Origin of the sequence: Pseudomonas sp. CFII64 (assembly GCF_000416235.1) — a bacterium.
Lineage (GTDB): Bacteria > Pseudomonadota > Gammaproteobacteria > Pseudomonadales > Pseudomonadaceae > Aquipseudomonas.
Window position 1 is genome coordinate 20,891 of the sequence record NZ_ATLO01000036.1, and the last position, 13,752, is coordinate 34,642.

Annotated in this window: 10 protein-coding genes; 3 read left to right on the plus strand and 7 right to left on the minus strand. The window is 60.9% G+C overall.

What is annotated here, in order from left to right:
* Positions 1 to 138: 138 nt before the first annotated feature.
* The gene (locus CFII64_RS16460) at positions 139 to 1,548 is read right to left on the minus strand and encodes a GTPase/DUF3482 domain-containing protein (RefSeq protein WP_020291940.1); all 1,410 of its coding nucleotides are present in this window, start codon (positions 1,546 to 1,548) and stop codon (positions 139 to 141) included.
* Complete coding sequence (locus tag CFII64_RS16465) at positions 1,541 to 2,920, minus strand: DUF2868 domain-containing protein (protein ID WP_020291941.1); 1,380 nt, start codon at positions 2,918 to 2,920, stop codon at positions 1,541 to 1,543. Before CFII64_RS16465 ends, CFII64_RS16460 begins: the two co-directional genes overlap by 8 nt.
* Positions 2,921 to 3,026: 106 nt before the next feature.
* On the opposite strand from CFII64_RS16465, the gene CFII64_RS16470 reads away from it, so the two are divergent.
* Together CFII64_RS16470 and CFII64_RS16475 are read left to right on the plus strand one after the other, a co-directional pair.
* Positions 3,027 to 3,539, plus strand: a complete 513-nt coding sequence (locus tag CFII64_RS16470; RefSeq protein WP_020291942.1) for a dihydrofolate reductase — start codon at positions 3,027 to 3,029, stop codon at positions 3,537 to 3,539.
* A gap of 341 nt (positions 3,540 to 3,880) precedes the next feature.
* Positions 3,881 to 4,936, plus strand: coding sequence for a haloacid dehalogenase-like hydrolase (locus CFII64_RS16475; protein WP_020291943.1), 1,056 nt, complete (start codon positions 3,881 to 3,883; stop codon positions 4,934 to 4,936).
* Positions 4,937 to 5,410: 474 nt separating this feature from the next.
* Here CFII64_RS16475 and ilvD read toward each other — a convergent pair whose 3' ends face one another.
* The 4 genes from ilvD to CFII64_RS16495 all read right to left on the minus strand — a co-directional run bounded on the left by ilvD (position 5,411) and on the right by CFII64_RS16495 (position 11,293).
* Positions 5,411 to 7,258, minus strand: coding sequence for a dihydroxy-acid dehydratase (gene ilvD, locus CFII64_RS16480; RefSeq protein ID WP_020291944.1), 1,848 nt, complete (start codon positions 7,256 to 7,258; stop codon positions 5,411 to 5,413).
* Between the two features lie 262 nt (positions 7,259 to 7,520).
* Positions 7,521 to 10,367 carry a class I adenylate cyclase gene (locus tag CFII64_RS16485; RefSeq protein ID WP_020291945.1) on the minus strand — a complete coding sequence of 949 codons (2,847 nt, stop codon included), beginning with the start codon at positions 10,365 to 10,367 and terminating at the stop codon, positions 7,521 to 7,523.
* A 188-nt stretch (positions 10,368 to 10,555) separates the two neighbouring features.
* Entirely contained in the window at positions 10,556 to 10,804 is a 249-nt protein-coding gene (locus tag CFII64_RS16490; RefSeq protein ID WP_020291946.1) for a TIGR02647 family protein, read from the minus strand.
* Positions 10,805 to 11,017: 213 nt separating this feature from the next.
* Positions 11,018 to 11,293, minus strand: coding sequence for a hypothetical protein (locus CFII64_RS16495; protein ID WP_020291947.1), 276 nt, complete (start codon positions 11,291 to 11,293; stop codon positions 11,018 to 11,020).
* A gap of 203 nt (positions 11,294 to 11,496) precedes the next feature.
* Between CFII64_RS16495 and CFII64_RS16500 the strand changes: the two genes are divergently transcribed.
* Positions 11,497 to 12,153, plus strand: coding sequence for a glutathione S-transferase family protein (locus tag CFII64_RS16500; protein ID WP_020291948.1), 657 nt, complete (start codon positions 11,497 to 11,499; stop codon positions 12,151 to 12,153).
* A 121-nt stretch (positions 12,154 to 12,274) separates the two neighbouring features.
* Here CFII64_RS16500 and argH read toward each other — a convergent pair whose 3' ends face one another.
* A complete protein-coding gene (gene argH, locus CFII64_RS16505; protein ID WP_020291949.1) occupies positions 12,275 to 13,669 on the minus strand; it encodes an argininosuccinate lyase in 1,395 nt (464 codons plus the stop codon).
* Between the last annotated feature and the right edge of the window lie 83 nt (positions 13,670 to 13,752).

Consider the following 13,752-nt stretch of genomic DNA (forward strand, 5'->3'; position numbering starts at 1 on the left):
GGGTGTATCGGGCGCGGGATGATACCGGTCTGAAGGGGATTCGCGTAGGCAAAAATGCGCGAGGCGACTGTCGGCGGCAATTCCGTTGGAGCGAGGCTTGCCCGCGAAGGCGTCGTTTCCAGCGCCGATAGGTTGCATTCAATCCCGATTCGCGGGCAAGCCTCGCTCCAACAAGATTTGGGTGAGGCCTTCAATCTGCTCCTGGCGCTCAGCCTGGCTCAGCTTCGCCCCCGGGTTGAGCGACGACCATTGCGGGTGCGCGCGTGCCTTGTGCAACGCTTCAGGGATTTTGCCTTCGCGCCAGGTCATGTCCTGGGGCGTGGTGAGCTTGATGCTTTCCAGCGCGGCATGACCTCGTGCGCCGAGGGCTTGCAGCAAGTGCCGTTGACGCAACGCCAGCAGACGCAACACCGCGTCATCCACAGTCAGTTCGCGCTGGCCCTTGATCTTGCCCAGCAAACGGCCGCCGTAACTGCGGGCAGTCTGCAATGCGCCGCCGGCAATCGCCCCGACCAGTGCCGCTGCGCCAAGCGTAATCCCGCCCACCAGCAGATCGACACCCGCTCCGGCTGCGGCGCCCGCCGCAATGCCGCCACCGACCCGCACGCCCAGTTGCTTGAGGGTTTCGGGGTTGAACAAATCATCGCCCCAACGCCCATCCAGCAGCGGCAGATCACTGGCCGCCGCATCCTGCGTGCGAAACGCATACAGCTTGAGCAGCGCCTCGACGCAACGCTGCTCGCGCTGGCGCACCGCTTTGCGCAATTCATCAACGGCCAGCTGCTCCTGACCCGATTCGGTCGACACGCTGCGTCGGCACGCCGCGCAGTCGATCAGCAGCTCGGCAATCAACCGCGCCGCGCTCTGGCGACGGGTTTCGCGCTGGGCTTCCTGATCGAGGATCAGGCGCTCCAACTGGCCTCGGGACGCCTCCAGCAACAGCGCCAGGCTTTCGTAGAGGCGTCGCTCGCCATCTTCCGGCGGCGCCACGCTGTCGAAACGCACCAGCGCATGCAGGCCAAGCCGCGCCAGGGCTTCACGCCAGGCCGGTTCGCGATGGTCGGCGCTGCTGACGAAATTCAACACCGGCAACAGCGGCTTGCCACAACTGGCCAGCACCGACAGCTCGTCGCGGTATTTCGCCAGCACCGGCTCGCGAGCATCGATCACATACAAACCGGCATCCGACGCCAGCAGTTGGCGCAAGACTTTGGCTTCCTGTTCAAAACGCTGCCGCGCCTCGCTGCCCTCAAGAAACCGCGCCAGCCGCGCCGGACCGTCCAGCCGCTCGCCGGGACGATCCAGGCGTTCCAGGTAATCGAGCAGTGCGATGGCGTCTTCCAGACCGGGCGTGTCGTACAGTTCCAGCAAGGCCTCGCCATCCACCGACAGCCGAGCGCCTTCCACGTGGCGGGTGGTGCTGGGCCGATGGGAGACTTCACCGAAGCCGACATCGCGAGTGAGGGTGCGCAGCAGCGAAGTCTTGCCGACATTGGTGTGGCCGACGACGGCGAGTTTCAGCGGGCGAATCTTCTCGGACTTACTCATTACCCGTCTCCAGCCAGTTCAACGGCGCAGTGTCGGCCCAGGTCAGCTCCAACTGTTGCAGCCCGGCATGCCAGTCGCTGACGCGCTCGGCATCCAGATACTGCCCCGCAGGCGCGGCGAGCAACCAGACTCGGGTGCGCCCGGCACAGCGCGCCAGTTCGGCGATCAGCGCCAGGCTGCCCCGGTCCGGCGAGCGTCGTGGGTCGCAGGCAATCACCAGGCGCGCCGGAGGAAAACGCGTCAGTTGCTCGAGCAGTTTCTGTCGCGACTCGCGACTGTCGAGAATTCCGGCGTCGGCAACGGTCGCTGGCAGCGCGGGCGGCCATGGCTGATCGTCATCCAGCTCGATGGCGACCAGCAACGCGCCTTCACTGTCCTGGCTGCCGTGCTGCGGGGCAATCTGCGGCAACGATTCTGGCGCGGCATCGCTGACGCCAAGCCGCTCACTGCTGGGCATCAGGCGTTCGCGCAGTTCGCTGTAACCGGGCAGGCTCAAGTCCAGACTCAACCCCGCGCGGCCGCGCTTCCACAATGAGAAGCACACCAGCGCCAATATCAAGCGCGGCACGATGCCGTAGACCAGCAAAACGCCCACCAGCCATGCGGCCCATGCTTGCCTCGCCGACTCGACCACCAAGGCGCTGTCGCCGCTGGCGCGGATCATGGCTTCGCTCGGCACGCTAAAACCGAGTAGTGCCGGAAGCGTGCCGAGGGTTTGGGTCAGACTGACGAAGGTGTCGCTGCCCAGAATCGTGGTTTCCCAGACAAAGCCGTAGCGCCGCGTCGCCATCAGCATCAACAGCAACACCAGCGCGCTGACCAACGCCAGCAGCCATAAACCATGCACCAGCGCCCCCAAGGCCCAGCGATTCAGGCGTCGTCGTTGCAGCAGCAGAATCAGCGCCGGTGCCAGTTGCGCCGCTTGGGCATCCCGGGCGAGCTTCTCACTCATCCATAACCACAAGCGTCCGAGGCTGGCCGCGCTTTCCCCGGCGAAAACCAGGCCCAACGCCCAGCTGATCAGCAAAATCAGGTTCAGCCCGAGCAAACTGCCCAGCGCCCAGAACACATTAACCGGCGTCTGCCCGTCGCCCAGGGCCGCGAAAGCCAGTCCGGCACCGCTGATGACCGCCAGAATCGCCAGGGCAATCAATGCCAGGCGCGCGCCTTGTTTCCAGTGGCGCAGTGCTTCAAGCATGCCATCGCGCTCGGCCAGCCACACAGCGCGATGCACAATGCGGCTCGGCAAGTCGCCTGCCTGAGCGCGGGCCCGGCGGTTGGCTTCAGGGTCATCGAGTTGACCGGCCTGTTGTTCGCGCAGACGCACGGCTTCGGTCAGCCAGAGGTTATCGAGTGGGGTCAGAGCAGTCACACGGCGTCTCGTTGGTAAAGTCAGGGATGAGCATAACCTCTGCGTCGTGCATTCGAGCGAAAAGCACGGTACGAATTCACTGCCGTGCTCTGCTATTCTCGCCGCCATGAAAACTCAACTGCCTCTCAGCCTGATTGCCGCGCTTGGTGAAAACCGAGTGATTGGCGTCGACAATTCCATGCCCTGGCATTTGCCGGGGGACTTCAAATATTTCAAGGCGACGACGCTCGGCAAGCCGATCATCATGGGCCGCAAGACCTGGGATTCGCTCGGTCGACCATTGCCTGGCCGATTGAATCTGGTGGTGACTCGCCAGGCGGATTTGCAGCTCGAGGGTGCCGAAGTCTTCACCTCGCTGGAATCGGCCGTGACCCGCGCCGAAGCGTGGGCGAAAGAGCAGGGCGTCGATGAAGTGATGCTGATCGGCGGCGCGCAGCTTTATGCCCAAGGCCTACCGCAGGCTGACCGGCTGTATCTGACCCGCGTGGCCTTGAGCCCCGAGGGCGATGCGTGGTTTCCAGAGGTTGATCCGGCGCAATGGGTTTTGGAATCAGAAGTTTTTAACCCGGCACTGGATGGCAAACCCGCTTACACCTTTGAGGTGTGGCAACGTCGGTAAACCGATCACTCCTACCTGAATCCCTAACGACCGGTAGGAGGGGACTTGTCCCCGAATGCGATGCTCCTTGCAACGAAAATCCGGAAAATTGACACCGCCTGATCCACCGCTTTCGGGGACAAGTCCCCTCCTACGCTGTGTTCGGCGTCAGTCCCGCGTAACCCGCAAAAAACCTCGCGAACAAGTCGCTCCTACGGTCACAAATATGTCGCAATCGGCGAATCCCGTCGCGAATCGTTCTCGACATGACGTCATCGGAACGCACGCGGTCGCTGACGCACTCAAACAGTAACGGCAATTTGCTACGGTCGACCTTCTACTACCCGGGGAGGGAAACCATTATGAAGTTCGCGCCAAAACTACTCGCTGTCGCGCTGTGCCTGGGCCTTGCCGGGCAGGCACTGTCCACCGAATTAACCCACTGGCCCGAACCCGCCGCCAAGGCGCTCAACGCCATGATCACGGCCAATGCCAACAAGGGCAATTACGCGGTGTTCGACATGGACAACACCAGCTACCGCTTCGACCTCGAAGAATCGCTGCTGCCGTTCATGGAAAACAAAGGCCTGATCACCCGCGAAAGCCTGGACCCCTCCCTCAAGCTGATGCCGTTCAAGGACACCGCCGACCACAAGGAAAGCCTGTTCAGCTATTACTATCGCCTCTGCGAAGTGGACGACATGGTCTGCTATCCGTGGGTCGCGCAAGTGTTCGCAGGCTTCACCCTCAAGGAACTCAAAAGTTACGTCGACGAGCTGATGGCGTCGGGCAAACCGGTGCCGGCGACCTATTACGACGGCGATGTGGTCAAGAAACTCGACGTCGAGCCACCCCGGATCTTCACCGGCCAGAAAGAGCTGTACAACAAGCTGATGGAAAACGGCATTGAGGTCTACGTCATGACCGCCGCTTCCGAAGAGCTGGTGCGCATGGTCGCGGCCGATCCGAAGTATGGCTACAACGTCAAACCGCAGAACGTCATCGGCGTGACCACGCTGCTCAAGGATCGCAAGACCGGCGAGCTGACCACGGCGCGCAAGCAAATCACCGCCGGCAAATATGACGAGAAAGCCAACCTCGGCCTGGAACTCACTCCATACCTGTGGACGCCAGCCACCTGGATGGCCGGCAAACATGCGGCGATCCTGACCTACATCGACGAATGGAAAAAACCAGTGTTGGTCGGCGGCGATACGCCAACCAGCGATGGCTACATGCTGTTCCACGACGTGGACGTGGCCAAGGGCGGCGTGCACTTGTGGATCAACCGCAAAGACAAGTACATGACCCAAATCAACGGCATGATGGCCAAACACGCAGCGGCTCAGGCCAAGGAAGGCCTGGCGGTGACAGCGGACAAGAATTGGGTGATCGTCAAGCCGGAGGAGATTCAGTAAAAAGCCTGCCAGGATTTGCTCGATCTCACCGATCCCGCGCTGATTCCGCGCTGTAGGACCGGCTTTAGCCGGGAGGGCGTTCTTTGCACCCGTGCACATCTGGCGGCGACGCGGCTCGCGGCTGAAGCCGCTCCTACGGGGGCTGTGCCCCACAAAAAAACCCGGCATCGCTGCCGGGTTTTTTGTGCTCGCGCTGATTCCGCGCTGTAGGACCGGCTTTAGCCGGGAGGGCGTTCTTTGCACCCGTGCACATCTGGCGGCGACGCGGCTCGCGGCTGAAGCCGCTCCTACGGGGGCTGTGCCCCACAAAAAAACCCGGCATCGCTGCCGGGTTTTTTGTGCTCGCGCTGATTCCGCGCTGTAGGACCGGCTTTAGCCGGGAGGGCGTCCTTTGCACCCGTGCCGCTTGGCGGCGAACGCTGCTCGCGGCTGAAGCCGCTCCTACGGGGGCTGTGCCCCACTAGCCGATCAAGCTTATGGCACCAGTCTGTCCAGCAGCTCCTTGTCGCGCACAGCACCTTTGTCGGCGCTGGTGGCCAACAACGCGTAGGCCTTCAGCGCAGTGGTCACTTTACGTGGGCGCGACTCGACTGGCTTCCAGCCTTTCTTGTCTTGCTCGGCACGGCGCTCGGCCATTTCCGCGTCGTCGATCAACAGGTTGATCGAGCGGTTCGGAATGTCGATCAGCACTTTGTCGCCATCGCGCACCAGACCAATCGCGCCGCCAGCGGCAGCTTCCGGGGAAGCGTGGCCAATGGACAGGCCCGAGGTACCGCCCGAGAAACGGCCATCGGTCAGCAGCGCGCAATCCTTGCCCAGACCTTTGGATTTCAGGTACGAGGTCGGATACAGCATTTCCTGCATGCCCGGGCCGCCTTTCGGGCCTTCGTAACGAATGATCACGATGTCGCCGGCTTTGACTTCGTCAGCCAGGATGCCGCGCACTGCGCTGTCCTGGCTTTCGAAGATTTTTGCATTGCCTTCGAACACGTGGATCGACTCGTCCACGCCAGCGGTTTTCACCACGCAGCCATTCAGCGCGATGTTGCCGTACAACACGGCCAGGCCGCCTTGTTGCGAGTACGCGTGCTCGACACTGCGGATGCAGCCGTTCTCGCGGTCGTCGTCCAGGGTTTCCCAGCGGGTCGACTGGCTGAACGCCGTCTGCGTCGGGATACCGGCCGGGCCAGCCTTGAAGAAGGTGTGAACCGCTTCATCGTCAGTCTGGGTGATGTCCCATTTGGCGATGCCTTCGGCCAGCGTCTTGCTGTGCACGGTCGGCAGGTCAGTGTGCAGCAGGCCGCCACGGGCCAGTTCGCCGAGGATGCTGAAGATCCCGCCAGCGCGGTGCACGTCTTCCATGTGGTATTTCTGGATATTCGGCGCGACCTTGCACAGCTGCGGCACTTCCCGGGACAGGCGGTCGATGTCGCGCAGATCGAAATCGATCTCCGCTTCCTGAGCCGCTGCCAGCAAATGCAGGATGGTGTTGGTCGAGCCGCCCATGGCGATGTCCAGCGTCATGGCGTTTTCAAAGGCCTTGAAGTTGGCGATGTTGCGCGGCAATACGGCGTCGTTGTTTTCGATGTAGTACTGGCGGCACAGGTCAACGATGGTGCGGCCGGCCTGCAGGAACAGCTGCTCGCGGTCGCTGTGGGTCGCCAGTTGCGAACCGTTGCCGGGCAAGGCCAGGCCCAGCGCTTCTGTCAGGCAGTTCATCGAGTTGGCGGTGAACATGCCGGAACACGAACCGCAGGTCGGGCATGCGCTGCGCTCGTACTCGGCGACTTTCTCGTCGCTGGCCGTATCGTCGGCGGCGATGACCATGGCGTCGACCAGATCCAGGCCGTGGGCGGCCAGCTTGGTCTTGCCGGCTTCCATCGGGCCGCCGGAAACGAAGATCACCGGAATGTTCAGGCGCAAGGCAGCCATCAACATGCCGGGGGTGATCTTGTCGCAGTTGGAGATGCAGACAATGGCGTCGGCGCAGTGGGCGTTGACCATGTATTCCACGGAGTCGGCGATGATCTCGCGGCTCGGCAACGAATACAGCATGCCGTCGTGACCCATGGCGATGCCGTCATCGACCGCGATGGTGTTGAATTCTTTCGCCACACCACCGGCGCGTTCGATTTCACGGGCAACCAGCTGGCCCATGTCCTTCAGATGCACGTGGCCGGGTACGAACTGGGTGAACGAGTTGGCAACGGCGATGATCGGTTTCTTGAAATCCGCATCCTTCATCCCGGTGGCGCGCCACAAGGCACGAGCGCCGGCCATGTTGCGGCCGTGGGTGGACGTTTTCGAGCGATAATCAGGCATGGAGCACTCCTGGCGGCTAATCAGGTAAATAGGTAAGGGAGTGAGCTTCTAGTGTCGTCACACACAAACGGCAGTGACCGGATGTTGCGAAGGAAACCGAAAACGCTACGGGATCGCCGTACGCTCGGCCTGAGCTCATAAACCCGCCGGGGATGACTGGCGATGGATAAAAGCGATTCTACACCTGTAGCAGCACAGTGGAATGGCAGGAAGTCGGAGAGGCGGGATTTAGGGTCGGTAACGGTTGACTGCATGGGCGGCCTCAAGCCCTGTCCATCGCCTCATTCAGCGATTTTTCCAGATCGGCCTTGTAGCGCAGGTAAAGGATGCTTTGCCCGTGGTCGTCACCCAGCAGGCCTGACAGGTCGAGGTCGGTGATGTAGCAGCGGTAGCGTTGGGGTTCGTGGCGCTGGGCGAGAATCTGCCGCGCGACGGCGCTGTACAGTTGGTCGCCGTATTCCAGTTCGGAAAACTCATTGTTGTTGCAGTACAGCGTGACGCTGACTTGCCCAGGCGAGGCTTCTTCGACGATGGCCTGTACGTCATAGAACGGCTTGTCCACAGCCGTCGGCGCGGCGCGGGATTCGATTCGCCGGGCGCGTCCGGGACCTGAGGGCAATACCTGGTAATACAAGGTTTCCAGAGACACCGGCTCCAGCGGATTATCCAGCGGTAGCATCGCGCCCCGGCGATAGACCAGCGAATGGAAAAACCGCTGCAACGGCAACAGCAGGCTCGACTCGTCGTGGTAAGGCACGCGCTGGTGCCAGAGCGCGTTATGTTCGTCGAGCACGTAGACGTCGGCGTCCGGTTCGTTCAGGCGGTAAAACACCTGGATACATTCGGGCTGGCCGTGGGGCAGGATCAACGAAAGATCGTGTTCGCCCAGCGCATGCGGGTCCAGATGCAGCGGGCTGTAACGCGGCAGCTCCTCGCCCAGATATTCGAACAGGCCAGACAGGCTGTTGATCATCACGTGAGTAACCCGACCCGGCACCATTTCCAACACATGATATTGCTGCTGCACCTGAATCAGATAGCGATGGTTCAGGCGCCGCGCCAGCAGCAATTGGGCGGTGGCCACCAGTTCCTCGACACGTTGCGCGATGGCCGGCGCGCGGTTATGGCAGAAGCAGCGCACCCGCACGTTCGGTTGCGGCGCGCCTTGAGGCATGTTGCTCAACAGTTCGCTGAGGCAGTCGAGCAATGCAAAGGGTCCGTCAAAGCGGCTGACGAGGATTTCGTTCCAGCTGTTGACGGTGATCTGATCGAGCGTCAGCACCAGATTTTCCCGCACGCCGGCATAACTCAGGGAATCGGTGCGCTCGGTGGTCATCAGGATATTCAGATCCCGATGATGCTTGAGCGGATCGACGCCCACGTTGACCAGCAAGAGGATTTCGCCGGGAATACTGGCATTCAGCAGTCGCTCTTCGCTCACCACCTCCAGCGGCACCGGGATCGTCTGTTGCAGCGCGCCCATCAGGTTGAACAGCTCGAACTCGGTCAGGTCGCTGGTGCCCGGATGCAGCGCGAGCCGGGTTGTGGTGTCGATGACGTTATTGCGATGACACCAGGCCAGCAGGTCGAGCAGTTCCCGGCTGCGCTTGATCGGCGAGAAATTCTGCCAGTCATGGGCGGCAAGATTGCCGTTGTACAACGCCCACTGGTTTTTCCCCGGCTCGCGTTTGTTGGGGGACTGCACCAGCGTCAGGGTGTCTTCGGCCAGATCCGGGGCGATACCGGGGTTGATGAACTCGACCTTGCCAGCCTTACGCTCGAATGCCGCATAAAGGCGGCGACCGAGGACATTGAGATCCCGGGCATTGATCGAGTTGGCGACCTTGTGCGTGCGGGCGAACTGCGTCAGGAAGCGATAACTGTAATTGAGCTCGTTGACCAGCGCGCGGCGCTCGTGGGCAACCTGACGCACTTTCCACTGGCTGCGACTGTCGAGCAACGCCAGCTGGCGCTCATCCCAACCCCATTCCTGGGTCAGGCGCTCCAGCAACACGCGCTGCCAGCCGGGATTGCGCAGGCGCGCGGCACCGGTCAGCTTTTTGTTCACTTTCAGGTACAGGCTGCGCCGCACCAGCTCCAGCCGTTCAAGCTCGCCGCGGTCAGTGAGGTATTCCTCGATCCGGCGATACACCACCATGTACGGGTCAAGCTCATCCAGATCCAGCTGATTGGCGAATACCGCGTGCTTGAAGCGCATGCTCAGGCATTGCACGCGCGGATGTTCGCTGGCGTAGACCTCGGTCAGCAACAGCTTGAGCACCGACTTGTAAGGCGATTCGATGCCCTTGAACAGCTGCCACAGACCGGCACCAATGAATTCGCCCGGCGGAATCCGCGCCATATTGCCCAGGTCGAGGATTTCTTCCGCGCGAATGAAGCGCTTGGACAGCAAGGTATGGGTGTACTCGGCGTAGCGCTGCTCTTCGTACGTCGGGACCAGCCACCACAGCGGCGTGCGTCCGGCGAGCCAGATGGCGGTGCGATAGAACTCATCGAGCAACAGATAATGCTGGGTGGTTCCGCAATCTTCAGAGCTGAGCTGCGCATCCCGTTCGCCCAGCACAAAGCGCTGCGGATCAATCAGGAAAAAATGCGCTTCAGCGCCCTGGCTGTCGGCCCAGGCTTCCAGCGCCTGGCACTTTTTGCGCAACTCTTCGATAGCTTCGGCGGGCAGGCCCGGCTCATGGCAAACCCAGACATCCATGTCGCTTTGTTCCGCCTGAGCCAGCGTGCCCAGGCTACCCATCAAAAACAGGCCGTGAATCGGCTCAGGCGCATTGGCGCGACGGGTTTTGTAGGAAAAGGAGCGGGTCAGCCGTTGCGCTTCGGCCAGCGCCAGCGCGTTAGGCTCGTACTGCGAAACCCCGGCGGGCGTGCTGCCGGATACGTAGCCGGGCAACAGCGGATGATTGACGTGAAAAAACAGCGGCAAGAGCGTCAACACCGATTGTTGCCGGGTCGACAAACCCTCCATGGCGCGTGCAAACCGGCCACTGTTGAGGGTCAGAAAACGGGCGCGCAGTTGCGTCAGCACCTTGCGGTCGATGCCTTCATCCAGATCGGGACGAATTTCAAAATTACGCGTCATCGCAATTCAAACCGGCTGCCGGAGCTCGTGAGGGTGATCATTCAAAATGAACAGGGCGGCGGGCAGTTAAAATCTGAAAGCGAACGGCTTCAGCGGGGTTTTTGTTCTGGCGCCAATTGCCTATCGGCTGCGGATTTTATAAATGAAGGGTCCGTCAGAGCTTTTTTGCTGGCGGACCCTGTCTGAGCTCAAGCGGCTTCTTTGGCAACGTTCAGTATGGTCAGCAACGACTGGGCGTGTTGAGCGGCTTCAAGCCCCAGGCTTGTCAGATAGCCTCCATCGACCTGCGTGGTCAGTCCTTTTTCGAAGAGTCTTTGGGCAGCGGCAATGGCGGTCGGGGCAGCAACGTGGTGGACTTTGAGCCCTTCAAGGGTATTGCCCAGATTAAACAGTGCGAGGATTTCCAGTTCGGCAACCAACTCAGGGGTATACGACATAGGTGCTCCAGACTTTTCTAGTGATACGCCGCGCTGGCCGGCGGGCTCTCTGGAATCGACAGGTCTGTGCTGCGCTTGTCGGTTCTGGATGACCGTTAAGGCTGGCTTGGCGTGACAGCCCCGAGGTGTTTCATGGCAGCGGGGCATTTGCAGTGTAGCCACAGTCTGAAATTTTTGCAGGGCTTATCTTGAGGGCCGTCAATCCAGCCGGGATCATGCCTCTGGCGGCAACTCGGGCAGCTTGCGCAGCGCCTGTTCATACCACTCGGTATCAAACGGACGATCGGCTTCCAGCAGCGCATCGATCTCGGCGGCCAGGACATGGGCCATCAGTTGCAGGATCTCTTCTCGCTCGTAGCCCACCAGGGTCAACTTGTTGAAGGTAGCTTTGGCGGCGGGCGGATTGTCGCTTTCAATCTGGTTCTCGATGGCCTGGATCAGGGTCGATTCTGCGAATTCTTCTTCGTCGTTGTCGATGGCGTCGGTCATGGCGTGCTCCTCGGAAATGGCCGTCAGTTTACCCGTATTGGGCACCGGAGTGATTGCCCGCCTCGGGAAACCTTGCAGGAGCGTTCTGTCAGCACATTCTGAATTTTCCAAAGGCTTGCCACGCGGCGATTCGGCGCCTGTAAAAACGATTAAAATTCATATTCTTCAAGGAGTTAACTCCAACAATGGCCAGGAGGCCCGCAATGCTGAAGCTGTATGGATTTGCCGCGAGCAATTATTTCAACATGGTCAAACTGGCGCTGCTGGAGAAGCAACTGCCTTTCGAAATGATCCCGCTGCATGGCTGCCAGAACCCTGCTGTGCTGGCCATCAGCGCCCGTGGCAAAGTGCCGATCCTGCAAACCGCGCAGGGTTTTATCAGTGAAACAGATGTCATTCTGAGTTATCTGGAGGACGTCTATCCGGCCCATGGGCTGCTGCCCGCCGACCCGTTCGAGCGTGCGCAAGTCTGGACGCTGGCCAAGGAAATCGAGCTGTATATCGAGTTACCGGCGCGTGTTTGCTACGTCGAAGTTTTTTTCGGCGGCAGGCCGACGCCTCAAGCGCTGAAGGACAAGGCTGAGCGGGATCTGCTAAAGGGTTTTGCGGCCTTGAAGCAGCGTGCGCGCTTCGCACCTTATGTCGCGGGTGAGGTTTTTAGCGTGGCGGATCTGTACTTTCTGTACAGCGTCGAACTGGCCCGGTCAGTGGGCAAACAGTTGTTTGCTACGGATTATCTGCAAGACCTGCCCTGCGCACGGGCACTGCTGGCGCGCCTGGCGCAAAACCCCCATGTGCAACGCATCGCCCTGGACAAGGACGCCGAGCTTCCGGCGTTTCTGGAGCGGGTAAAGCCGTAACGACTATTACCCGCTAGAGCGACTGTAGGAGCGACCGTAGGAGCGACCGTAGGAGCGACTTTAGTCGCGAGAGCGTCAATCAATCGCCCTCCCGGCTAAAGCCGGTCCTACAGGATTGGTATTAACGACCCGCCAACAACGCCTGACCACGCACCACTGCGGCTTTGACCTGCGCCGGTGCAGTGCCGCCAATGTGGTTACGCGCATTGACCGAACCTTCCAGCGTCAGCACGGCAAACACATCCTGCTCGATCTGAACGCTGAATTTGCGCAGCTCTTCCAGGCTCATTTCCGCCAGATCCTTGCCGCTTTCCACGCCGTATTTCACAGCGTGACCGACGATTTCGTGGCAATCGCGGAAAGGCAGACCACGACGCACCAGATAATCCGCCAGATCGGTCGCGGTGGAGAATCCACGCAGCGCCGCTTCACGCATGATGGCGTGCTTGGGCTTGATGGCCGGAATCATGTCGGCAAACGCCCGCAGCGAATCGCGCAGGGTATCGGCGGCATCGAACAGCGGCTCCTTGTCTTCCTGGTTGTCCTTGTTGTAGGCCAGCGGTTGGCCCTTCATCAAGGTAAGCAGGCCCATCAAGGCGCCGAACACACGGCCGCTCTTGCCGCGCACCAGTTCCGGCACGTCGGGGTTTTTCTTCTGCGGCATGATCGAGCTGCCGGTGCAGAAACGGTCGGGCAAATCGATGAACTGGAACTGCGCGCTGGTCCACAGCACCAACTCTTCGGAGAAGCGCGACAAGTGCATCATCGCAATGCTCGCCGCAGAGCAGAATTCGATGGCGAAGTCGCGATCCGACACGCTGTCCAGAGAGTTGCCGCCGACGACGTCGAAACCCAACAGTTTGCACGTCAGTTCGCGGTCAATCGGGTAGGTCGTGCCGGCCAGCGCCGCGCTGCCCAGAGGCATGCGGTTCAAGCGCTTGCGGCAGTCCACAAGACGCTCGTAGTCGCGGCTGAGCATTTCGAACCAGGCCAGCATGTGGTGACCGAACGTCACCGGCTGCGCGGTCTGCAGGTGAGTGAAACCGGGCATGATGGTTCCGGCTTCGCGCTCGGCCTGGCCCAGCAGGCCTTGTTGCAGACGGGTGATTTCGCTGAGGATCAGGTCGATTTCATCGCGCAGCCACAGGCGAATATCGGTAGCAACCTGATCGTTGCGGCTGCGACCGGTGTGCAACTTCTTGCCGGTGACGCCGATGCGATCGGTCAGGCGCGCTTCGATGTTCATGTGCACGTCTTCCAGATCGACGCGCCAGTCGAAACTGCCCGCCTCAATCTCGGCCTGAATGCTGTTCAGGCCGTCGACGATGGTGTCGCGCTCGGCGTCGGTAAGAACGCCGACCTTGGCCAGCATCGTGGCGTGGGCAATCGAGCCCATGATGTCGTGGCGATAAAGGCGTTGGTCGAAAGTGACGGAGGCGGTGAAGCGCGCGACGAAGGCGTCGACGGGTTCACTGAAGCGGCCGCCCCAGGACTGATTGGTCTTGTCGGTGCTCATGGATTCGCTCGTTGATCTGCTGAAATTGGCGTGCCCGCGATAATAACAGGTTGCAGTTTTTTTATTGCGGGCCGGCTTGCCGC

What these genes read in the sequence shown, in the direction of transcription:
- CFII64_RS16470 (WP_020291942.1), top strand. Translation starts at nt 3,027, where the DNA reads ATGAAAACTCAACTGCCTCTCAGCCTGATTGCCGCGCTTGGTGAAAAC.
- CFII64_RS16475 (WP_020291943.1), top strand. Translation starts at nt 3,881, where the DNA reads ATGAAGTTCGCGCCAAAACTACTCGCTGTCGCGCTGTGCCTGGGCCTT.
- ilvD (WP_020291944.1), bottom strand. Translation starts at nt 7,258, where the DNA reads ATGCCTGATTATCGCTCGAAAACGTCCACCCACGGCCGCAACATGGCC.
- CFII64_RS16460 (WP_020291940.1), bottom strand. Translation starts at nt 1,548, where the DNA reads ATGAGTAAGTCCGAGAAGATTCGCCCGCTGAAACTCGCCGTCGTCGGC.
- CFII64_RS16500 (WP_020291948.1), top strand. Translation starts at nt 11,497, where the DNA reads ATGCTGAAGCTGTATGGATTTGCCGCGAGCAATTATTTCAACATGGTC.
- CFII64_RS16485 (WP_020291945.1), bottom strand. Translation starts at nt 10,367, where the DNA reads ATGACGCGTAATTTTGAAATTCGTCCCGATCTGGATGAAGGCATCGAC.
- CFII64_RS16495 (WP_020291947.1), bottom strand. Translation starts at nt 11,293, where the DNA reads ATGACCGACGCCATCGACAACGACGAAGAAGAATTCGCAGAATCGACC.
- CFII64_RS16490 (WP_020291946.1), bottom strand. Translation starts at nt 10,804, where the DNA reads ATGTCGTATACCCCTGAGTTGGTTGCCGAACTGGAAATCCTCGCACTG.
- argH (WP_020291949.1), bottom strand. Translation starts at nt 13,669, where the DNA reads ATGAGCACCGACAAGACCAATCAGTCCTGGGGCGGCCGCTTCAGTGAA.